This is a genomic window from Pseudoalteromonas sp. AOP31-A2-14, assembly GCF_052378035.1.
Lineage (GTDB): Bacteria > Pseudomonadota > Gammaproteobacteria > Enterobacterales > Alteromonadaceae > Pseudoalteromonas.
The window spans coordinates 2,486,726-2,509,890 of sequence record NZ_JBQSXI010000001.1; the positions used below are offsets into that span (position 1 = coordinate 2,486,726).

The 23,165-nt window shown below is 39.2% G+C and carries 15 protein-coding genes, 5 tRNA genes and 3 pseudogenes; 12 read left to right on the forward strand and 11 right to left on the reverse strand.

Translation table 11 applies throughout. The features are described from left to right. Positions 1 to 103 precede the first annotated feature (103 nt). The 5 genes from ACT3S9_RS11485 to ACT3S9_RS11505 all read right to left on the reverse strand — a co-directional run bounded on the left by ACT3S9_RS11485 (position 104) and on the right by ACT3S9_RS11505 (position 703). Positions 104 to 179, reverse strand: a tRNA-Thr gene (locus tag ACT3S9_RS11485). Between the two features lie 61 nt (positions 180 to 240). Next, positions 241 to 316: transfer RNA gene (locus ACT3S9_RS11490), tRNA-Phe, on the reverse strand. A gap of 53 nt (positions 317 to 369) precedes the next feature. Beyond that, a tRNA-Phe gene (locus ACT3S9_RS11495) sits at positions 370 to 445 on the reverse strand. A 53-nt stretch (positions 446 to 498) separates the two neighbouring features. Then, positions 499 to 574 (reverse strand) — tRNA-Phe (locus ACT3S9_RS11500). Between the two features lie 53 nt (positions 575 to 627). After that, positions 628 to 703, reverse strand: a tRNA-Thr gene (locus tag ACT3S9_RS11505). Positions 704 to 1,088: 385 nt separating this feature from the next. Between ACT3S9_RS11505 and ACT3S9_RS11510 the strand changes: the two are divergent. The 4 genes and pseudogenes from ACT3S9_RS11510 to ACT3S9_RS11525 form a co-directional block, all read left to right on the forward strand. Next, a pseudogene (locus tag ACT3S9_RS11510) lies at positions 1,089 to 3,182 on the forward strand (ATP-binding protein); the annotation flags it as partial. 80 nt (positions 3,183 to 3,262) lie between these two features. Continuing rightward, positions 3,263 to 4,399, forward strand: a complete 1,137-nt coding sequence (locus tag ACT3S9_RS11515) for an ISAs1 family transposase (RefSeq protein ID WP_008466968.1) — start codon at positions 3,263 to 3,265, stop codon at positions 4,397 to 4,399. A gap of 4 nt (positions 4,400 to 4,403) precedes the next feature. Further along, positions 4,404 to 5,105: pseudogene (locus ACT3S9_RS11520) on the forward strand (response regulator); the annotation flags it as partial. 92 nt (positions 5,106 to 5,197) lie between these two features. Beyond that, positions 5,198 to 6,082: an IS982 family transposase gene (locus ACT3S9_RS11525; protein WP_444750949.1), complete on the forward strand. Its 885-nt coding sequence runs from the start codon at positions 5,198 to 5,200 to the stop codon at positions 6,080 to 6,082. An 80-nt stretch (positions 6,083 to 6,162) separates the two neighbouring features. On the opposite strand, the gene ACT3S9_RS11530 is transcribed toward ACT3S9_RS11525, so the two are convergent. Both ACT3S9_RS11530 and mutY read right to left on the reverse strand, forming a co-directional pair. After that, positions 6,163 to 6,435, reverse strand: coding sequence for an oxidative damage protection protein (locus ACT3S9_RS11530; RefSeq protein ID WP_441834616.1), 273 nt, complete (start codon positions 6,433 to 6,435; stop codon positions 6,163 to 6,165). A 61-nt stretch (positions 6,436 to 6,496) separates the two neighbouring features. Further along, positions 6,497 to 7,546, reverse strand: coding sequence for an A/G-specific adenine glycosylase (gene mutY, locus ACT3S9_RS11535; RefSeq protein WP_441834615.1), 1,050 nt, complete (start codon positions 7,544 to 7,546; stop codon positions 6,497 to 6,499). Between the two features lie 302 nt (positions 7,547 to 7,848). Here mutY and trmB point away from each other — a divergent pair, with 302 nt between their 5' ends. The 4 genes from trmB (at position 7,849) to arcA (ending at position 11,451) form a co-directional block, all read left to right on the forward strand. After that, positions 7,849 to 8,574, forward strand: a complete 726-nt coding sequence (gene trmB, locus ACT3S9_RS11540) for a tRNA (guanosine(46)-N7)-methyltransferase TrmB (RefSeq protein ID WP_441834614.1) — start codon at positions 7,849 to 7,851, stop codon at positions 8,572 to 8,574. A 45-nt stretch (positions 8,575 to 8,619) separates the two neighbouring features. Then, a complete protein-coding gene (locus tag ACT3S9_RS11545) occupies positions 8,620 to 9,651 on the forward strand; it encodes a methyltransferase (protein WP_441834613.1) in 1,032 nt (343 codons plus the stop codon). Positions 9,652 to 9,819: 168 nt separating this feature from the next. Further along, positions 9,820 to 10,077, forward strand: a complete 258-nt coding sequence (locus ACT3S9_RS11550) for a hypothetical protein (RefSeq protein ID WP_441834612.1) — start codon at positions 9,820 to 9,822, stop codon at positions 10,075 to 10,077. 657 nt (positions 10,078 to 10,734) lie between these two features. Beyond that, positions 10,735 to 11,451, forward strand: a complete 717-nt coding sequence (gene arcA, locus ACT3S9_RS11555; RefSeq protein ID WP_441834611.1) for a two-component system response regulator ArcA — start codon at positions 10,735 to 10,737, stop codon at positions 11,449 to 11,451. A gap of 18 nt (positions 11,452 to 11,469) precedes the next feature. On the opposite strand, the gene arcB is transcribed toward arcA, so the two are convergent. Beyond that, entirely contained in the window at positions 11,470 to 13,794 is a 2,325-nt protein-coding gene (gene arcB, locus ACT3S9_RS11560; RefSeq protein ID WP_441834610.1) for an aerobic respiration two-component sensor histidine kinase ArcB, read from the reverse strand. A gap of 255 nt (positions 13,795 to 14,049) precedes the next feature. On the opposite strand from arcB, the gene folE2 reads away from it, so the two are divergent. The 3 genes and pseudogenes from folE2 to mtnN all read left to right on the forward strand — a co-directional run bounded on the left by folE2 (position 14,050) and on the right by mtnN (position 16,065). After that, a complete protein-coding gene (gene folE2 / locus ACT3S9_RS11565) occupies positions 14,050 to 14,970 on the forward strand; it encodes a GTP cyclohydrolase FolE2 (RefSeq protein WP_441834609.1) in 921 nt (306 codons plus the stop codon). A gap of 206 nt (positions 14,971 to 15,176) precedes the next feature. Further along, positions 15,177 to 15,254: pseudogene (locus ACT3S9_RS11570) on the forward strand (DUF2726 domain-containing protein); the annotation flags it as partial. Positions 15,255 to 15,357: 103 nt separating this feature from the next. Next, positions 15,358 to 16,065: a 5'-methylthioadenosine/S-adenosylhomocysteine nucleosidase gene (gene mtnN, locus ACT3S9_RS11575; protein WP_441834608.1), complete on the forward strand. Its 708-nt coding sequence runs from the start codon at positions 15,358 to 15,360 to the stop codon at positions 16,063 to 16,065. A gap of 700 nt (positions 16,066 to 16,765) precedes the next feature. On the opposite strand, the gene tyrS is transcribed toward mtnN, so the two are convergent. Further along, positions 16,766 to 17,965, reverse strand: coding sequence for a tyrosine--tRNA ligase (gene tyrS, locus ACT3S9_RS11580; RefSeq protein WP_441834607.1), 1,200 nt, complete (start codon positions 17,963 to 17,965; stop codon positions 16,766 to 16,768). A gap of 149 nt (positions 17,966 to 18,114) precedes the next feature. On the opposite strand from tyrS, the gene ACT3S9_RS11585 reads away from it, so the two are divergent. Then, positions 18,115 to 19,428: a peptidoglycan DD-metalloendopeptidase family protein gene (locus ACT3S9_RS11585; protein ID WP_441834606.1), complete on the forward strand. Its 1,314-nt coding sequence runs from the start codon at positions 18,115 to 18,117 to the stop codon at positions 19,426 to 19,428. Between the two features lie 803 nt (positions 19,429 to 20,231). Here the strand turns inward: ACT3S9_RS11585 and ACT3S9_RS11590 are convergent. Together ACT3S9_RS11590 and oadA are read right to left on the reverse strand one after the other, a co-directional pair. Beyond that, complete coding sequence (locus ACT3S9_RS11590; RefSeq protein WP_441834605.1) at positions 20,232 to 21,362, reverse strand: sodium ion-translocating decarboxylase subunit beta; 1,131 nt, start codon at positions 21,360 to 21,362, stop codon at positions 20,232 to 20,234. 11 nt (positions 21,363 to 21,373) lie between these two features. Further along, the gene (gene oadA, locus ACT3S9_RS11595) at positions 21,374 to 23,152 is read right to left on the reverse strand and encodes a sodium-extruding oxaloacetate decarboxylase subunit alpha (protein WP_441834604.1); all 1,779 of its coding nucleotides are present in this window, start codon (positions 23,150 to 23,152) and stop codon (positions 21,374 to 21,376) included. Positions 23,153 to 23,165: the final 13 nt, after the last annotated feature.

A 23,165-nucleotide genomic window follows, 5' to 3' on the forward strand; every position in this document is an offset into this window, starting at 1 on the left:
ATGCGAGGCTTTAAATATATTTCTGTCAACTAATTAAGTCGAACATATAACTTTAATATGTTACTTATCACAATTAGTTACTCTTCTTAGCTATATAAACAAATGGTGCCGACTAACCGAGTCGAACGGTTGACCTACTGATTACAAGTCAGTTGCTCTACCAGCTGAGCTAAGTCGGCACACTAAACTGTGTGCATTTAAGGCACTTCACCAATTTTAAAATTGATGACTTCTAATAAATGGTGCCTCGACCCGGAATCGAACCAGGGACACGAGGATTTTCAATCCTCTGCTCTACCGACTGAGCTATCGAGGCACATTAAACTGTGCAAGTTAACTGTAACAAACTTACATTTAACTTTAAATAAATGGTGCCTCGACCCGGAATCGAACCAGGGACACGAGGATTTTCAATCCTCTGCTCTACCGACTGAGCTATCGAGGCACATTAAACTGTGCAAGTTAACTGTAACAAACTTACATTTAACTTTAAATAAATGGTGCCTCGACCCGGAATCGAACCAGGGACACGAGGATTTTCAATCCTCTGCTCTACCGACTGAGCTATCGAGGCACATTAAACTGTGCAAGTTAACTGTAACAAACTTACATTTAACTTTAAATAAATGGTGCCGACTAACCGAGTCGAACGGTTGACCTACTGATTACAAGTCAGTTGCTCTACCAGCTGAGCTAAGTCGGCACACTAAACTGTGTGCTAAGGCACGCGTATTAATGTATAAATTGCTTAATTTAATACACTAACACTGAATAAATTTGTCCATATGCAAAGTCGGGTACCGGCTAAGCTATCTGGGCGTGCGGCGTATTAAACGGGTTTTGCCCCTGCAAGTCAACTTTTTTTTAATCGCCCACAACTGTTTGCACAGTTTTCCACCAACTCGGTTAAAGTTTTATACAGTTTGATTATTTATACCACAATTTAGCCTGCTTTCATGTAGATAACAAGTACACTGTGTCTGCTTTGAACACAAAAACGTAGTGAATTATTTCGTGTAAGTGGTAGGATTGATTTAATAATCAAATAACAATTTGTCTTAGAACATTAATTAATCGGATAACAGTCAATGTCGAGTAAATTTGCATCTCCTGTAAAAGGCTTGCTACCGCTATTTTTAGTTATAAATATAGCGATAACCTCACTCGCTATCATTGCTTATTCCTTTTACCCAACTAAGAACACTATAGCTCAGCCAAAGAAAACACCAATTCAACTTCAAAAATTAGTAAAGCAGCTCGACGGCCCTTTAGTTAAGTCGCTCACTCAAGACGGTCAGAACAATACTAAACAAATTCTTGAGTTGGCTTTAATGTTTGATGAGAATATCAGTTACCACCTTTATAGATACTCTTTAAGTGATAAAACCGAACTACTCTTTAGTAATGCTGATGAAGAAGTTGCAGCTTCAAAAATTGATCAAGCACTAAATAACAACACACAAATTCATCATGTACTTCGTTTGAACGACCAACCTGTTGGAGAGTTAATTGTAAGTCAAACGCACGCTCCCATAACACAAGAAACAACAAGTAACTCTGCTATTCTTAGCTATATTATTGCTGGTGCTGCTTTGATGTGCTTAATTTTATTAGCACTGCCCTTTAATGCTTTCATTAATACTCGAACGCGTGAATCAAGTAATCTGCTCGCCTCACAACTTGCTAACATTACAGCAGCTGGCGACTACTCAAAAAGTGTCGATGAACGCCTTGATATTGGCTTAGAAATAGTCGCTAAAAACATTAATCAATTATTGAATAAAATTAAAGCCGCTGATGATAGTAATAATGCAGCGCAGCACGATTTACAAACGCTGCAAAGTAACTTAGAAAACGAAGTACAAAACCGTACAATGGAGCTTGAAAGAGCCACTTCACGCGCTGAACAAGCCAGCGAAGCTAAAACGACCTTTTTAGCGACCATGAGCCATGAAATCCGCACTCCTATGAATGGCGTGATTGGCACCATTGATTTATTACGCCAAACAGAGCTCACTGGTGCACAACACAGACTCAGCACAATTATAAGAGAGTCGGCGTTTTCATTATTAGGCATACTCGATGATATTTTAGATTTTTCTAAAATTGAGGCCGGTAAACTCAACATTGATCCTACTCCTTTTTCAGTATCCGATACCGTTGAAGAGGTAGCTCGCGTACTTTCATCAATTGCAAAAAAACGCCAACTAGAACTTGAACTTGCTATCGCTCCTGATATTCCAGTGAATTTAATTGGTGACACTGTACGAGTACGCCAAGTACTTTATAACTTATGCAGTAACGCTATAAAATTTACCAGTACGGATGAGAATCGCCGAGGCCATGTTCGTATCAGTGTTGAAGTAGCACAAAATACAGCCGATCATTTTACGCTTCGCTTTGCAGTAACCGATAACGGTAAAGGTATGAGCCAAAAGCAGCTAGGAGAAATATTTAACCCATTTATTCAAGCTGAAGGAGCTATTACCCGCGAATATGGGGGGACAGGGCTTGGGCTTTCTATCTGTAAGAGTTTAACTGAGTTAATGCTTGGCTCAATCACCGTTAGCAGTGACATTGGCATTGGTAGTGAGTTTATTGTTGAATTGCCTTTTAGCACTGAAAACGCCATTAAATACGCACACAAAAACACCCTAAAAAACCATCGCGTTGTTATTGTCACAAATGATGAAGAACGTAGAAACCTACTAATGCGCTACCTTTCCTTTATGGGAGCAAAAAAAATCGTAGTGCAAAACGCAACTCAAGCGCAAGCACATCAAGATAACAAAGAGATTATCTGGGTCCTAGATGGTATTGACGAAATAGACGAAGTAAACGCACTTTTAAGACAGTTACTGTACACATTAGAAGATAATCAACAGCAGGCGATAGTGTTGAGCACTTTAAATGAGGCCGGCATTAATCATAAGAACATTTTTTACCTCAATGCCTCACCACTATGCAAGTCTAATTTCATGATGTCATTGCTAGTTGCAGCGGGACTCCACACGCCAAAAGAAATAAAACCCGTACGTAGCTTAAATAACTTTTTAAGTGTTGAGCAAGCGCGCAAAGAAAACAAATTAATTTTATTAGTTGAAGATAACTTATTAAATCAGCAGGTCCTAACCGATCAACTTCATTTACTAGGCTATGGTGTTGAAGTTGCTGAAAACGGCACGGCAAGATCATTATAAATTGAACTTATAGAGCAAGTAGTGATCAGATCAAGGCATAATAATTACTTGGTCGCATAAATATGAGCACTACTTTTCTGAAACATTTTAATTCAATTACAGATCCTCGCATTGAACGTTGTAAAAAGCATGAACTTATCGATATTCTTCTCCTTGCTATTAGCGCTGTACTCTCTGGTGCAGAAGGATGGGAAGATATTGAAGACTTTGGGCACCTAAAGCTTGATTGGTTAAAAAAATACGGCACGTTCAACGCAGGAATTCCAAAACATGACACGATTGCTCGCGTCATGTGTCGGTTAAAAGCAAATGAAATAGAAAGGGCATTTCAATCTTGGATATCATCACTGATTGAAACTACAGGTGCAGATATCATCGCTATCGATGGCAAAACCGCACGGCGTTCATTTACCACAAAAGACAGAAAAAGTGCCTTACACACGGTCAGTGCATGGAGTTGCCAACACCAGTTAGTGCTTGGGCAGACGGCTGTTGATAATAAAACAAATGAAATCACCGCAATACCAGAATTACTCACCCTGCTCGATATTGAAAACAGTATCATTACGTTAGATGCGATGGGATGCCAACAAGAAATAGCAAAACAAATCATCCAACAAAAAGCAGATTATATTCTTGCACTTAAAGGTAATCATTCAGGCATGCAAAAGGAACTAGAAGCGTGGTGGCACAAGTGCGAGCGTGAAAGGTTAACTAAGCATAATTGTGATGAACATACCGAAATAAGCTCAGGACATGGGCGTGTTGAAACACGTACATGCCAGCAGTTACTTATAGATAAAAGCTGGCTAGGCAAGGATTATCGTTGGCCTGGCTTAACGAGTATTATTAAGGTCAGGGCTGAAGTTCATGATAAGTCGGCAGGGTCGGATACCACTGAAACACGCTGGTATATAAGTTCATTAGACTTAAATGCAGCGCAAGCACTCAATGCAGTACGCAGTCACTGGCAGGTTGAAAGCATGCATTGGATGCTTGATATGAACTTCAGAGAAGATGAATCGAGAATACGCAAACTTCAAGGGCCATTAATGTTTAATGTAATGCGAAAGATAGCCATGGCGCTTTTTAAACAAGATGCATCTAAGTCAGCAAGTATGGCGAGGAAAAAGAAAATGGCAGGGCTAGACGATGATTACCGCTCAACCCTGTTAGAGTCTGGGATTAAAATGCGCTAGCCGTGCTGAAAACGGTGAGCAAGGCTTACAGATGTGGAAAAATGGCCATTATCCATTAATATTAACTGATTTACACATGCCTAAAATGTCAGGTTACGACATGATAGAAAAAATTCGCGACCAAGCAGCATTACTCGACGTCGACGCTATAAACGCTCAGCCCTATGTAATTGCAATTACAGCCAATGCGTTAAAAGGTGAAAAAGAAAACTGCTTAAATGCCGGTATTAATGACTTTATCACCAAACCTGTTGAGCTTAATAAACTCGAAGAAAAGCTTGATAAATGGAGTAATAAAGATGCGACCACACCACCCGCTTTTCAGTCAGTCAAAGCAAAGACACCTATTAACTTAGAAGTACTTGCAACCTATATTCAAGGAGATGAAGCCAAGCAGATCCGTTTCTTTAAAATGTACTTAGAGCAAAGTAATGATTTAACCAAAGAAATAAATACCGGCGTTATAGCTTCAGATAACCAAAAAATTACTGATGCCTGTCATCAATTAAAGTCGATCTCTAAAACAATAGGTGCTGAAAAGGTTGCTGAACTTGCTGCAGAGTTTGAAAAGCACTGTAAAGCTGAATGTTTAACCAGTGATGAGCTTATTGAGCACCGCGATAGCCTTGAAATTGAATACTCAAAAGTAGCGCAATACCTAAAAGAGCAGGTGAAAAAAGCACCTGTGGAAGATGAACTTTTTTAAGTAACCTGAATCTCGTTTAAGAAATTGAACTAAATGCCTGTTCCGAGATCCGATCTTTCGACCAAGAACGATTGGATAGACAAGGAACAGGTATGATTAAATTAGTTGAATTGTTTTGCGATTTCGATGATTTTTGCAAAGTATTTATACCTCAATGGGAACAACAATTACTCGAAGATGGTACCCAAAAACGTCAGCGAGCAGGACGTATGACGACCAGTGAAATTATGACTATTGTCATCAGTTTCCATATGTCGCATCACCGTGATTTTAAAAATTACTATCTTGGTTATGTTTCACTTATGTACAAAAGTGAATTTCCTAACTTGCTCAGTTATACCCGATTTTTAGCCGTTATGCCGAGGGTACTTGTGCCGATGTGCGCCTATTTCACTTCGCTTAAAGGAAAGCCTACAGGTGTTGAATTCATTGATTCTACATGTATTAAGGTATGCCATAACATTCGTATACCCAGGCACAAAACCTTTGATGGAATAGCCCAGCGAGGCAAAGGAACAATGGGTTGGTTTTATGGCTTCAAGTTGCATTTAATTGTTAATCATCACGGTGAAATTGTTGCTGCAAAGGTGACAACAGGTAATGTGCATGATACACAGCCAGTGCGTGAATTAGCGAGCTGTCTGACGGATAAATTATATGGTGACAAAGGGTATTTAAGTAAAGCTTTAGAAGCCGATTTACTCGATAAAGGGGTAAAGCTCATTACGACGGTTCGCAAAAACATGAAGGCAAAAGCGATGTCACTATGGGATAGAGCGATGCTTTCAAAGCGCTTTATAATTGAAACAATTAATGACCAACTCAAGAATATATCCTTCATTGAACATTCGAGACATCGGAGTATGAACGGCTTTATGTTAAATTTAGTCGCTGGATTGGTGGCTTATTGCTTGAAAGAAAATAAACCACACCTTAATTTAACTGATGTAGAGCGCAATGCATTAGTTATCGCTTAAGCAGATCTCAGGTTAAGTAAAGAAATCTACACATATTAAAAAAGGGCTGAACAGCCCTTTTTTTACTATATTTATGCCTATTAGCTTTCTGGTGGCTTGTAACCTTCAATTTCAACATCTTTGCCTTCAAACAAAAAGCCAACCATTTGCTCTTCTAAAAACGTGCGATGTTCTGGATCCATCATATTTAGATGCTTTTCGTTGATCAGCATCGTTTGCTTATGTTGCCATTGGCTCCACGCTTCTTTTGAAATATTGTTAAAAACCTTTTCACCAAGCTCACCTGGGTAAAGTTGAAAACCAAGTCCTTCAGCTTCTTTTTGTAACTTTTGACAAAATACTGTACGTGCCATAATTGCTCTCTTCGCTTTTATTAATAAGGGCCCAATACTTATCAAACCCCAACTGAAATGATTAAGCTAATGTAGTAACTAGCTTTTTAGTTGGCGCTGCAAGACCAACCTCGACTGACCCAGCTAAAGGATACCAAATTAATTGCCGATCATTAACCATATCTGGCATTTTAGCCAAAATTAACATATGTGGGTTAATCGTCAGCTCAAAGTGTGAAAATACATGACTGAATGGCTTCAGTGGTTTACTTTCTAAAGGTAAGTTATGTTGAGCTATAAAGGTTTGCATCTGCGTTAACTCTTGAAATTCAAAAAAGCCGAACAGCCCCCCCCAAATACCTGAGCTCGGGCGCTTTTCCATCAATACTTTGTCATCAGACTGAATTATTAACTGATGACATGACTTTTTGGGCACTGCTTTTTTAGGCTTAGAATGTGGAAACTGTTTAACTACGTCCGCTTTAAATGCGCCGCAGCGCAAATTTAAAGGGCACGCACTGCAATCAAAACGACTGCGTGAGCAAACGCTTGCGCCCAAGTCCATCATTGCTTGATTAAATTCAGTAACATTTTCTTTTGGTGTTAACTGCTCGGATAATTGCCATAAAGTGTTTTCAACTTTTTTAACCCCGTACCAACCTTCAACCATAAAAAATCGTGCGAGTACCCGTTTAACATTACCATCTAAAATAGGGTGATGTTGGCCCAATGAAAGCGATAATATCGCTCCTGCAGTGGAGCGCCCGATTCCCGGTAAAGCCATAACTTGTTCAAGCGTGGTCGGAAACTTACCTTGATAGTCATCACGCACTATTTTGGCGCTTTTATGTAAGTTACGAGCCCGCGCATAGTAGCCAAGTCCTGTCCAATGGTGCAATACTTGATCTTCTGGCGCATTTGCAAGCGCCTCAATATCAGGAAAGCTTTGCATAAAACGTTGAAAGTAAGGAATAACCGTAGCTACTTGGGTTTGCTGTAGCATAACCTCCGAAACCCACACTTTATAAGGGGTTTTATTTAATTGCCACGGCAAGGTTTTCCGGCCATTGATGTGATACCAATCAACAACTTGGCTGGCAAACCAAGAGGCTTCATGCTGATTTAAATTCAAAATAGTGACTTTTATTACTCGACCTTAATATAGCGCTTAGTGTATACCTAAACTACCTTAAGGTGCGAGCGTCGTTAGAATTAAAAATGATTTAGGTAAAGCGTTGATTGCAAGTAATGGTTATTCCACTGTTGCAAAGTAACGCCTTGAAATTAAGTCTCTGTTAAACACCGAGTTCTACATCTTGAGGTGGTTTGGATATAATGGCGTGAATAAAAAGGTCAAGCTCTTGTGATCTCCCCCCCTGTCAGGGATAATACGCCACCATTTTTACTAATAGTTTCTATGTCAGGCCAACCATTATGAGTGAATCAAGTAAATCTAACCTTGAGCAAGCACAGCAAGAAGGTAAATATATCCGTACCATTCGCAGTTTTGTAAAACGCGAAGGTCGTTTAACCAAAGGCCAAGCGGCGGGTATCGAAAAGTGCTGGTCAACTATGGGGCTTGAACACAAAAACGGCCTACTTGACTTACAACAAGTGTTTGGCAACGATAACGACATAGTGATGGAAATCGGCTTTGGGATGGGTAAATCCTTGGTTGAAATGGCCAAAAACTCCCCACATTTAAACTTTATTGGTATTGAAGTTCATCGCCCAGGGGTAGGTGCATGTTTAATGGATGCCGATGAAGCGGGTGTAACTAATTTACGAGTATTTGAACACGATGCAGTTGAAATTCTAGCCGATTGTATTGCCGATAATAGCTTAACAACTATGCAGTTATTTTTTCCTGACCCATGGCATAAAAAGCGTCACCATAAACGCCGTATTGTGCAACCTGCCTTTGTTGAAAAACTACGTAGTAAACTAAAAATTGGCGGTGTATTTCACATGGCTACTGATTGGGAAAATTACGCCGAGCATATGCTTGAAGTTATGCAAGCAGCTGAAAATTTCAAAAATCAGTCAGCTGATAATGATTATGTGCCACGTCCAGATTTACGCCCATTGACTAAATTTGAACAACGCGGCCATCGCTTAGGTCACGGTGTTTGGGATTTAATGTTCGAACGTACTAAGTAGCCTGATCACCGGGTAATAAATTAACGATTAAAGGTAAAACCAACAATGAGCAAATTAACTAACCCTAGCCTCCTTTTACTGCGAAATAGCGAAGTCCTGGAAGGCAAGTCGATTTTGGTGGTCAATTTTGCTCAAGATGGCTTTTTAGCTGAGCTAAAAGAGCTTAACCCAAACAGCAGTATCACCGCTTTTAGTTATAACCATGCCAATGGTGAATACGCTAAGCGCTTTAGCAATATCAACACCGTTGTAAGTCATCAGATAGAAGATCAGCAATACGACTTAGTTGTTTACTATTACCCTAAAGCCAAACCTGAAGCATTAATGACTCTTGATAATATTCGTAGTGTAATTAGCGAAGGTGCTCAGTTACTGGTGGTTGGTGATAATAAAAGTGGTGTTAAATCAATTGAAAAACAATTCAAAGCCCGCGCTGAATTTAGCAATAAAATAGATAGCGCTAAACACTGTGCACTTTATGCATTTTCTGGTATTACTAAGCTTACTGCATTTACTATTAGTGATTACCACAAACCTTTTACGGTCGATATAGCTGACTTAAGCTTCCCTGCAATAAGTATCCCAGGGGTATTTAACCACGGCGAACTAGACGCAGGGACTAAAATGTTGCTTGAAAACGCGCCTAGCATCAAACAAGGTAATGTACTTGATTTTGGCTGCGGTGCAGGGTTAATTGCCACTTTTTTAGGTCTTAAAAACCCAAAACTTACCTTTAGCTGTAGTGATGTAAGCGCGCTTGCAGCGTACGCTACAACACAAACTCTGGCAGTCAATAACATTAATGGTAAAGCCGTTTTAAGTGATGGCTTACAAAATATTACCGGCACATTCGATCTTATTATTAGTAACCCGCCATTTCATACCGGCATTGCCACTGACTACACTGTTGCTGAGAAATTTTTATCTGGAGCAAAAACACATTTAACAAAAAGTGGCATATTAACCATCGTAGCTAACTGCTTTTTAAAATATCCACCCCTTCTAGAAGACCAGTTTGGGGCATATCGTACTGTATTTAAAAATAATAAATTTGCAGTTTATAGTAATAAGAATTGATATTTATTTGATAGTCAAAACAAAGTGATTAGATTTAACTTTTCCAATCATTTTTAACCCTCTTTGCTAGACTTAACAAATTATAGAATAAATACAATCAGGTCATTACATTCAATGCCCAAACAGATAAGACATACCAGTATAAAAAAGTAGCTGTTCAGTGCTGTAATGCTGGTAACCGCGTTATGTTTATCTTTGCCTTTTTCAATTTCAACCTATTTACATGTACCTGAGAAAAAGCAATTTATCGTCAATAAGTTCACCATTCTCGCACAAATAGTTTCATTTAACGCTCAAGAAACTGTACTTTTTGATGATAGAAAAACCAAAGATGAACGCCTAAAGTTATTCGAAACAACTTCGTTGGTTAAAGGTATTCATATTTATGCACTTAATGATGTGACTAAAAAACCGTGTTTTTACTAATTTTTAATTTTAATTTCTGAAAAACGCCATCAGTATGAAATTGTTAGGTGCTCTTTTGTTTTATTTGTAGATTTTCGGCCAATGTTAAAGCATCTTCACAAGTTCGTTCTACCTTTTTAAACCAGATGGATAGAGCGATAGAATTTCCGAGTACACACTCTCCACGCCAAGTTCGTTGTTCTTCTATGACTTACAACAAGGTATAAGAATACATTTAGTTAATAATAATGCGTTAACACCCAATAGATTTCCCTATTAAGTTAAATAAATTAATACAAAACAATCAATTTTTGAACTTTATCGCTTTTGTGATATCACATACATTGATGAAAGGTTAGAAGATGATATAATTCTTATTTGGACTGATACAATTATTCTTAATACATTAACCAAAGGTGAAAGTATTAGTTTTTTAGAAAAGGCGGTACCGCCTCTTTAGTCCAAAAAGGAAATAGAATCTGTCTGTATATCAATAAAAAGCAGTTGTTACAGCGAAACTTTAAAGTTCAATCGCGGTCACTGGCTGTTTCAAAGTTTCATCCAAATTGATTTTACTTGTTAACAATTGGATATACTCCTATAATCTCTAGTATTCGGTTTTATGATACAATACCGAATTAATTGTAAATAATATATTCCGAAAAAGGTTAATTAATAATGCAAACGCCAGTCATTCTGATTGTAGAGGATGAAGACGTAACTCGACTCAACCTCGTTAGTTTATTTGAAGCTGAAGGTTATAAAGTTATAGAAGCCATAGATGGCGATGACATGCATGACAAGCTTACAAATAACGATGATGTGAATCTTGTAGTTATGGATATCAACCTACCAGGCAAAAACGGGCTTATTTTAGCGCGTGAATTACGTCAAAAGCGTAATGTCGGACTTATTTTCTTAACGGGTCGTGATAACGATGTTGATCGTATTTTGGGCCTTGAAATTGGAGCAGACGACTATATCACTAAGCCGTTCAATCCTCGTGAATTGACCATTCGTGCACGTAACTTGATTACGCGTACAGCTCTTGGTGGTGAAGAGGCGAGTTTAGAAACCAATGGTGTTATTACCTTTAATGGTTGGGAACTTGATGAAAATAGCCGTTGTTTAACCTCGCCAAATGGTGATGCTAAACGTTTACCTAAAGGTGAATATCGCGCGCTTCGTTTAATGCTTGATTCACCAGGGCGTATTTTTAGCCGAGAACAGTTAATTAAGCATATGACAGGCCGCGAGTTACGTGCTAATGACCGAACTGTTGATGTGACTATTCGTCGTATTCGTAAGCATTTTGAAAGCGACAACAGCACTTCAGAGCTGATCAGTACTATTCATGGTGAAGGTTACCGTTTTATTGGTAAAATCGACAGCTGATAGTAATACACTAAGCAGCTAATCACTTAGCTGCTGCAAAAATAAATGAAGGGCATCTTGTCCCTCATTTATTTTATCTGCCAATACATCCAACCATAATTGTAATTCCTCATCACTTTGCTCAAGCGCGCCGTGTTCCATCTTTTTAGCATGTAACTGAACGTCATTTAAGCCTACAGAACCTGCAGCCCCTTTTAACTTATGAGCAACCGACTTGTATTGCTCTCGATCATTTTTCTCAAGAGATTCTGACATCTCTGTTTGATATTGTGGGTTAAGCTTAGCAAACAGTTCACTACTTCGTTCAAATACCACGACCCCCATAGAACTTACAAAATCTTCAATTGTTTCAACATCAAGTAGTGACATATTAATATGTTCAAGGGCTGACTTGTCGAGTTTAACTACATCCTTTTCACACTTAGGCTCTTGTTTTATTTGGAAAAGCTCTGCCAGTATTTTATCTAACTTCATAGTATTAATAGGCTTAGCCAGTGCTCCCTGAGTTGAAATACCTTCAAGCTCCTCTTCTGCGTTACGCACATTTGCCGTAAGCGCCACAATAGGCAAATTATCAAAATGATCATCATCACGGATTTGCCGTGCGACTTCATCGCCATTAATATCCGGCAACTGCATGTCCAATAGAATAAGGTCTAAATCATCCTCGGTATAGACAAATGATAAAGCATCTTCACCGGTTTCAGCCCATATAACCTCGTGACCACGTTGCTCTAATAAGTTGGTAGCAATTTCTGCGTTCAATGGTACATCTTCAACAAGTAAAATATTTAAACTACGTCCGGCATAAGATTGCTTTGTCGGTGCAATACATAAACTTAATGGGATTTCGACGACAAAACAGCTCCCCTCTCCTTCCGTACTGCTTACATGAATATGCCCATGCATAGCACTAACAAGTGCTTTAGTAACTGCTAAACCAATTCCTGACCCAATAGCATTAGTGCCTTTAATATCGGGGGCTTTGTAGTACATATCAAAAATACGATGTAACTGTTTTTGCGGTATACCTTGACCCGTGTCGTGTACACTCATCACTAACCAAGGACCATCTGCGCGATCTTCACGGCGACATTCAAGTTCCACTTTACCTTTTTGAGTGAACTTAACCGCGTTATTAATAAGGTTCCAAACTACTTGGCGCAAGCGGGTCGGATCTAATTGTGCATAAACATCGAGCATGCCTTTACGCTTAATTTCAAACTCTAAGCTTTTTTGTTCAGCTATAAGCCCCGCAAAGTTTACTACATCATTAATAAAATCAGACACATTAATTGAGTCAGTCATAATATCGAGCTGCTCACGATCAATTTTATCTAAATCAATAATATCATTAAATATATTTCCCAGAGTCTCGGCGCTTGAAAAAACTGTGTTACACCAACTACGTTGTTCCTTATCAAGCTCTGTATCCAGTAACATTCGTGTCAAGCCAACAATACCATTAAGTGGTGTACGTAACTCATGACTTAAAGTCGCGATAAATTTACCTTTATCTTTGTAGGCTGTTTCTAAGGCTTGAGCCGCTTCTTTACGGCTGGTGATATCACGTCCAAACGCTAATAACCCAATGTAATCGCCGTTGTCATTAATAAAAGGGAGTTTACGCATTTCAAACCAACGGGTTTCGTTACCCACTGGATATTCAACATCCAAAGTTATTGCTTGGTGCTTTTGCTCAACGACCTCATCTGTTCTTAGTACCTCAGGTAAAAAGCGGCTTGGGTAAATTTGCTCAGCGGTTTTGCCAATCAGCTCTTGGCTTGATTTATCCATGACTTCTTCAAACATTTTATTACAGCCAGCAAAAACGCCATTATTATCGCGGTAATAAAATAAATCTGGGGATGAATCGACAATAGAACGCAGTAACATCCCCTGCTGTGCCAGCTCTTGTTGCGTTTTCTTACGTTCAGCTATTTCTTTTCGTAACTCTTCGATAGCGCGGTGTTTGGCGTGAAAAGCCATTTTACGCTCATCAATCTCAACATTTAAGCGATTTATATTATCTTTTAAGGTTTGATTTAAAAGTTTTTCTTGTTTGGTAGCGGTGTCTAAATAAGCAAAGGAGGCGTCAAGCTGGCGTACAGAATTAATCAACAAACTAATAAGTAAAGGTGAGACAACAGCGGTAAAAAACATCACCGCAAGCACATCCAAAAACATCACTTCACCAACCGCTACATAATAAAACATACTGGTCAGTATCAGGGATACCACTAACAATAACCCATAGCACAGTGCCGCGGTTTTAAACTCACCAATTTTAGAGATAGAGCTAGAAAGAATACGAGCCCAAGGGCTCAAAGAAAAATCGATCATATATTACGTTTGTCTCTTCGCTTATTACTTGCGTTACTAGTATGTAGTTAAATAACCTGGGTTCAGGTTAAGTATATAAAACTTCAGCTCGTTGCGCAGCGACGAAAACCATTAACCCTTAAATTAGTTTACCATTTTTACATTAACAGTTTTCATGTTGTGCGATGAAAACATAAAATTTTCATCTTCAATCCACTTTTTCTTTATTTCGTGTAAAATACGCCGCCTTAGATTCACTAATAAATGAGTATAGCCATGCAAACTACAATGCCAGATATAGCAGATACAGCTGCCGCCTTACAAACAGGGTCATTAGATTGGGTTGGTATGGGTGAAATTGAACTGCCCTTTATTTTTGAATCGGCAGAATTGACACCTGTAACAGTTAACGCTAAAGCCCGCGCTTTTGTAAATTTACACAAAGAAGACGCGAAAGGCATTCATATGTCTCGACTTTACTTAGCCCTAGATAGGTTATCAACCGAGCAACAAGTTAACCCGCAAACAGTTGCGCAAGCTCTCGATACTTTTATTACCAGCCATGAGGGATTAAGTGATAAAGCATTAATTGAGTTTAAGTTTGAGCTACCACTTAGACGCAAGTCGCTATTAAGCGGTAAAGCTGGCTGGAAAAGCTACCCAATTACGCTAGCGGCTAAAGTTGACCGCGGCCAACTTAGTTTTGAACTTAGTGTTGACGTAACTTATTCATCAACCTGCCCTTGCTCTGCCGCTCTTGCTCGCCAGCTTATTCAAAACGCTTTTAACGAGCAGTTTCAAACCTCAGAAGTAAGCCAACACGCTGTACTTGAATGGCTTGGCACCACACAAGGTATCGTCGCCACTCCGCATTCACAACGCTCTATAGCTAATGTTAAAGTCAAACTTAGTAACACGATTAACAAATTTGACGTATTGAGTTTAATCAATAATTTAGAGCAAGAGTTAAAAACACCTGTTCAAGCAGCAGTGAAGCGTGAAGATGAACAAGAATTCGCACGTTTAAATGGCCAAAACCTTATGTTTTGTGAAGATGCCGCTCGAAAAATTAAAGCCCTACTAGATGCTAGTAGTTATGCCGATTACTGGTTGCAAATCAATCATTACGAATCATTACATGCCCACGATGCAGTCGCGATTGTAGTAAAAGGTATTGACGGCGGTTATCAGGCATAACAACGATAATAATATATACGGTGCTTTAACATACGACAGAAGATTTAAACACACAAATTGCTCGAGTAAATCAGTGTCAATTTGTTGTCGTGGAGTTACCGTATGGAATTCCTTTTATTATCAATTTTAGCGTTAGTTTTTTGAAGCCTCTGTTGTTGCGTCGAAGTTTACTGATGATGGTAGACCCCTGCCCCCCACGATCTGTGCGTACTAAAGCAAGTAAACCAGCAGTATTATCCCCTTCTCAAGCAAAGGCTCACTCTACGGCACTCGCTGAAATATAAAAGCGTAAATAACATTTTAAAATGCGAGTTTAAACTCGCATTTTTGTTTTTTATTACTAACTTTGGGTATAATCTAGATATTCAATTCGAGGAATCTAAAACTATGAATGTTGGTATTATTGGCGCCATGGAGCCAGAAGTTAAAATTTTACGTGAAGCAATGCAAAACCCAGTAACGTTGACTAAAGCAGGCTTTACATTTTATACAGGTTCACTTGCTGGTAACACCGTTACTTTAGTGCAATCTGGAATTGGCAAAGTCGCCTCTGCAATCGCCACTACTTTATTAATCGATAACTTTAGCCCTGATTGTGTTATTAATACAGGTTCTGCCGGTGGTTTTTCTTCCTCTTTAAGCGTGGGTGATGTGGTTATTTCATCCGAGGTTCGCCATCATGATGTTGATGTAACGGCTTTTGGTTATGATATTGGCCAAGTTCCACAAATGCCTGCAGGCTTTGCTGCGCACCCCAAGTTAATTGAAGCTGCTGAGCAAAGTATTTCAGAGATCAGTGATATAAAAACCCTTATTGGTTTAATTTGTACCGGCGACTCATTTATGTGTGACGCAGCTCGTATTGATAAAGCCCGAGCAGATTTCCCGTCAATGCTTGCCGTTGAAATGGAAGGTGCTGCAATAGCACAAGCATGTTACGCACTTGAAACGCCATTTGTAGTTATTCGTTCAATGTCAGATATTGCCGGTAAAGACTCTCCACAATCATTTGAAGAGTATTTAGAAGCCGCCTCTATAAACTCATCGAAAATGGTCGTTGCCTTACTTGAAAAACTGATCTCGGTCAGTTTATAAAAAGTTAATGCGGTTGTTCAAAACCATTTGGACTTTATCGTATTTATTGCTGCGCTCTTAGCTGAGCGCTATTAACCTTATCTTATTGATATTAATCGAATAAATTAATACATTTCTAAAGGTGATTTATGCTGCCTTTGCCAAGCATATTACTTATTACTCGGCGCTATTATCTAATTAAACTCTTTGCTAATGCCTTGAAAACACCAGTATGAAAAGGAAACCCACTCGCATAGCACGGCTCCTTAAACAAAAAACCACAGCCAAAGAGTTATTAAAACCACTTAAAATAATACTATTTATTATAGAGTTTATACCGCTTCGGCTAGTAACTCTGACTATTCTGGCAGAACAGCCACTAAACAAAGTATTCGTTATATAAAGCATCACGGACGGCATTTTTATCAAACCAATAGTGGCTGGCTATTAAGCGGATGTTCTGCATCTTTAGCTATTCAATTGGGGGGTTGCTGTTTATAAGAGAACCTAATACCATACAATGCGCGTTGGCACTGGTAGTGCTGCCAAATATTGATGATATTCCTAAAGCATTTTCTCTCATACAACAAGCTAAGAGTTTTGGCTCTTGACCCATTGTGAGTATCGAGCTGGCTTTTATCCTAATTAACTATCTTTAACTTGCACTAAACATAAAAAAACCAGCCGAAGCTAGTTTTTAGCTGAATTATAACTCGGCTTATTATGCCACGGTTACTTTTGCAAACCTACGCTTACCCACTTGATAAATATCAGAGCTACCTTTAGCTATTTCTAATTTGGTATCTGTTATTTTTATCTCACCGTTGAGCTTTACAGCGCCTTGTTTAATCATTCGCATGGCTTCTGAGGTACTTGCCACAAGGTTAGCCTCTTTCAAAAGGTTAGTAATGAAGATTGTTTCTTCCTCAATAGTTACCGTCAGTTCAGGGACTTCATCTGGTAAAGCATTTTTTTGAAAGCGCTTAATAAAATCCTGATGAGCATTTTCTGCATCTTGCTCACTATGAAAACGAGTAATTATTTCTTTAGCAAGTTGAATCTTAATGTCACGTGGATTAGTGCCTTGCTCAACACGCTGTTTAAGTTCAGCCATTTCTTCAATCGATAAAGCACTAAGTAACTCATAATAACGCCACATTAATACGTCACTAATTGACATTATTTTGCCAAACATCTCGTTAGGTGTATCAGTAATGCCAATATAGTTGCCTAACGACTTAGACATTTTTTGAACGCCGTCAGTACCTTCTAATAAAGGCATCATTAGAACGGTTTGAGGCTTTTGGCCTTCATCTTTTTGTAATTCACGACCCATTAATAAATTAAAACGTTGATCCGTACCACCAAGTTCAACATCAGACTCCAGTGCCACAGAATCCCAACCTTGTACTAGTGGGTATAAAAACTCGTGTATAGCTATTGATTGGTTGCCAGCATAGCGCTTTTTAAAATCATCGCGCTCAAGCATACGAGCAACCGTTTGACGAGCAGCTAATTTGATCATACCAGCCGCGCCTAGTTGCTCCATCCACGTTGAGTTAAATGCAACCGTAGTTTTGCTTGGATCAAGTATTTTAAAAATTTGCTGTTTATAGGTTTCAGCATTAGCTAAAACGTCATCTCTTGTTAGTGGCTTACGGGTTACATTTTTACCCGTTGGATCACCAATCATTCCCGTGAAGTCACCAATTAGGAAAATCACTTCATGACCTAAGTCCTGGAAGGTTTTCATTTTATTGATAAGAACAGTGTGGCCTAAGTGTAAATCTGGGGCTGTTGGATCGAAACCGGCCTTAATTTTAAGCTTTTTACCAGACTTTAGCTTTTCGACTAATTCGTCTTCAATTAATATTTGTTCTGCACCGCGTTTAATCTCTGCTAGAGCGGTTTGTAAATCCACTGTTTATTACTCCAAAAAATTCAGCTACAGGGTAATTCTAGCGTATATTAACGTCAGTTTAAATCCACAAAACACTGGTATTAACGCTTTATTAAGTATATCCTGCAATATTAGTACTTAATTATCTTGACAGCAGGAAAAGGCACGTTATGGTTCACGTGGTGCACAAGCTCCCTAAAAAACACAAATTGCTTATTCTTGGGTTGGTTTCTGCTATTATCGGCTTAACCTTTCTTCCTTCAGAAAAAGCCACCGCTTCAAAAGACAATAGTGCAGATGCACTAGAAATTGGTAAACGCTACGAGTTACAGGTTAAACTTGATGACAACGAAAAGCTAACTGAGCTAAATTCAGATAAAGCCGCAAAAAAGTTACCCGAATATGACCTTGTCGATTTTAAGGTTAAGAACGGGGATAATCTAGCTCTTATTTTTAAGCGTGCCGGGTTTTCTGCAGGTGACGTTTATAAGCTAGTTAATACTAATGCAGAAACGCGTAAGTTAACTAAAATCCATCCAGGTGAAACACTTAGCTTTGCAACTGCAGATGATGGCTCACTTGCACAATTACGTTATGTAATCTCAAAAACCGATACCTTATTTATTACCTTAAATGAAGAAGGTAATTATGACACTTCAATAGACAGTAAAGAAATCGAAACCCTTAGCAAATCTGCAGGTGGTGAAATTTCAAATAGCTTTTGGACATCAGGTATTGCCGCGGGGTTATCTGAGCGCCAAATTATGAACTTTGCTGATATCTTCGGTTGGGATGTAGATTTTGCTAATGATATTCGTAAAGGCGATAAGTTTGGCCTTATTTACGAATCACACTATGTAGATGGTGAATTCATTGGCACCGGTAAAATTATTGCAGCTGAATTTATTAGTCAAGATCGACGTTTTACTGCAATTCGCCATAGCGATGGACGCTTCTACACCCCTGAAGGGCGCAGTATGAAAAAAGCATTTTTACGAGCGCCAGTTAGCTTTAAATATATTAGCTCAAGCTTTAATCCTAAACGTTTACACCCAGTTACAGGCTTAGTTCGCCCACACCGTGGTATTGACTTTGCTGCACGTACAGGCACGCCAGTTGTAGCATCAGGTAACGGCAAAGTTATTAAAGCCGGCTACAGTAAGTATAATGGTAACTATATATTTATTAGACATGGCTCTAAGTATGTCACTAAGTATTTACATTTAAACAAAAAAATGGTTAAAACAGGCGCGCGTGTTAAACAAGGTCAAAAAATTGGCACCGTAGGCTCTACTGGCCGTGTAACAGGTGCCCACTTACATTATGAGTTTTTAGTAAACGGAGTACATCGCAATCCAAAAACGGTTGACCTACCTAAATCTGAACCACTTCCGCGTGAAGAATTAGCTAAATTTAAACCAATTGCAGATACATTCTTAGCGCAACTAGAACGCAACCGTGAGTTACAACTAGCTCTAAAATAAATAAAGTGTCGCTAATAAAACTTAAAAAGCCGTTACAGCTATTACTGTAACGGCTTTTTAATACCTAAGAGTCTATACCGGAGTCTATGCTGTAATGATTCACTCTTCGGCATCAATACACGTATCACGCCTTATGTAAAAACCAGCCCGCTCAATAATTTCACTGATTGAAGCGTAGCCACTAAGCCCGACTTGAATTAAAGTAACTGGGGCCATAATATGCAGATAATGACCGTTAATATCATCCCAATAACTTTTAAGCTCAGTGGTAAAATCAAACCTCTGCTACTTTAACTAATGCCACTTGTGCTAATTTTACGCCCAACTGCAACTTGATCTAATTTGAGCCCATCAAACTTACCATGTCAGCTCACACCGAGAAATAATGTGAGTTACATATTGTTCAGAGCTCATCTCACGAACTAACTTTTAGAAATCACGATATCATTAAAGTTGCCTTATATAACTACCTTACAAGAGATATAAAAGCGTTAATTTAAGAGTATATAAATCAATTGTACAACTAGGGAGATCATCACTAATGGCCAAATATATTTAGCGTACTTAGTGGCGCTATCTAAGCCTAATTTTGATTGGTACTTCTCTAATAAAGGCACGAGAATAATTAACGCAATAAAAAGTGAAATTAATATCACAAATATATTCATACTATCCTCTAAGTTATTAAGCTATCAATTTATTTATAATTTGAGTATACCTAAACGACAGACAAAAAAAAGCGCAGTAATCACTGCGCTAAAAGGTTGGAAGTAATCGTTTCATACTTCATTTAGTTTATAAACTTAACCAACCAATGCCAGTAATATACCAGCGGCTACAGCACTACCAAGTACACCGGCAACATTGGGGCCCATTGCATGCATAAGTAAAAAGTTATGCGGATTGCTTTCAAGACCCACCTTATTAACTACACGCGCAGCCATAGGTACTGCTGATACACCTGCTGCCCCAAGGAGTGGGTTAACGGGCGTTTTAGATATTTTATTTAAGCCTTTTGCCATAAATACACCTGAAGCTGTACCAATTGAAAATGCCAGTGCACCGAGCAATAAAATACCAATAGTTTCAACAGTTAAAAACTTATCTGCTGCAAGCTTTGAACCTACCGCTAAACCTAAAAATATAGTGGTGACATTAATAATTTCATTTTGTGCACTGTTACTTAGCCGATCAACAACGCCAGACTCGCGCATTAAATTACCTAAACAGAACATACCTACTAGTGGGGTAGCCGCGGGTAAAAACAATATAGTTAAACTAAGCACCATCAGCGGGAAGAAGATCTTCTCTTTTTTGGATACAGCGCGTAACTGCGGCATCTGAATTTGACGTTCTTCTGGTTTCGTTAGCGCACGCATAATTGGCGGTTGGATAATAGGCACCAATGCCATATATGAATAAGCTGCAACGGCGATTGCGCCAAGTAGATCAGGGGCAAGTTTAGAGGCTAAGAAGATTGCTGTAGGCCCATCTGCCCCACCAATGATAGCGATAGCGGAAGCATCTTGTAAACTAAACTCAAAACCAGGCACATAATTTAATAGTATTGCGCCAAATAAGGTAGCAAAAATACCAAACTGCGCCGCAGCGCCTAGCAATAGCATACGAGGGTTAGCTATAAGCGCACTAAAGTCTGTCAGTGCCCCAACGCCCATAAATATAAGTAATGGGAATACACCAGTATCAATACCTATATGATAAACGTAATACAGTAGACCACCGGGGTCGGATAAACCGGCCACCGGGATATTTGTTAGTATTGCGCCAAAACCAATAGGTACCAATAATAAAGGTTCAAAGTTTTTAGCGATGGCTAAAAATAACAATAAACAGCCAACTGCAATCATAACAAGTGCAGGAAAAGTAAGGTTTGCGATGCCTGTGGCGTTCCAGAGGCTTAATACTCCATCCATCCTCTGTACTCCTACGCTAATGTGATCATGGCATCACCCGTAGATACTGAATCGCCTTCAGTAACGAGTATTTCTGAAATTGTGCCTGCATGGGTCGCACGTATTTCGGTTTCCATTTTCATAGCTTCCATGATGACAACCACTTCACCTTCTTCAACAGCCTGACCTGCTTTTACTTTTATTTTGAAGATATTACCAGCAAGTGGTGCATTTAGCGTTTCAGACGAAGCTACTGACGCTGATTGTGGAATAAGCTCGCTGTCTTTAAGCGTTACTTCTTTAAGCTCACCGCCTTGTGCAACGACAACGTCATAAACCTTGCCATCAACCTTAACGCTGTACTGTTCAGCAGTAACGGTTTTATCAGACGACTCGTTCGCTGGCTTTTCTGATTTAGCCGATTCAGCGCTAGGCACTGGCTCAAATGCATCAGGGTTATTGCGGTTTTTAAGGAATTTAAGGCCAATTTGCGGGAATAATGCATAAGTTAATACATCATCAATTTTTTCATCGCTAAGTTCAATACCTTGCTCCTGTGCTTCTTTTTCAAGCTCAGTTTGCAGGGTTTCAAGCTCTGGCACTATCTTATCAGCAGGGCGACAAGTAATTGCCTCTTCCCCTTCTAGTACGCGCTCTTGTAGTTCTTTATTCATTGGCGCAGGGGTTGCACCATATTCGCCTTTTAATACACCGGCAGTTTCTTTAGTAATCGTTTTATAACGCTCACCAGTTAATACATTTAATACTGCTTGCGTACCCACTATTTGCGAGGTCGGTGTAACCAATGGTAAAAAGCCTAGATCTTCACGAACACGTGGGATCTCAAGCAATACTTGGTCAAGCTTATCGCCAGCACCTTGCTCTTTAAGCTGGCTTTCCATGTTAGTTAACATGCCACCAGGCACTTGTGCGAGTAGAATACGACCATCAACGCCCTTTAAACTACCTTCAAAAGCGGCGTACTTTTTACGAACATCACGAAAATACGCTGCAATTTCTTCAAGCTGATTTAAGTCAAGTTCCGTATCGCGCTCAGTGCCTTCAACTATCGATACAATGGTTTCAGTAGCACTGTGGCCATAAGTCATACTCATTGACGAAATTGCAGTATCAAGCATGTCAATTCCTGCATCTATCGCTTTTTGATAAGTAGCAGTACTTAGCCCTGTTGTTGCATGGCACTGCATTGCAATTGGAATCGATACGGTTTCTTTTAAGCCTTTAATTAACTGCTCACAATCATAAGGTTTTAATAACCCCGCCATATCCTTAATACAAATAGAATGACAGCCTAGCTCTTCAAGCTCTTTTGCAAGCTTTAACCACATGTCTAACGTATGTACTGGACTTACAGTGTATGAAATGGTTCCTTGTGCATGCGCGCCAACTTTAACAGCCGCTTTAATGGCGGTTTCAAGGTTGCGTACATCGTTCATCGCATCAAAAATACGAAATACGTCAACGCCATTTTTATGGGCGCGCTCAACAAACTTTTCTACTACATCATCAGCATAATGACGATAGCCTAATAAGTTTTGACCACGCAACAACATTTGCTGCTTGGTATTTGGCATTGCGGCTTTTAAAGAACGAATGCGCTGCCAAGGATCTTCACCTAAATAACGAATACATGAATCAAAAGTAGCTCCGCCCCATGATTCTATTGACCAATAACCTGCGTCATCCAGTTTACTCGCAATTGGTAACATGTCATCAAGGCGCATACGTGTAGCCAGCAATGATTGGTGTGCGTCACGTAGTACAAGCTCTGTCAGTTTTAATTTAGCCATGAATTACCTCTTA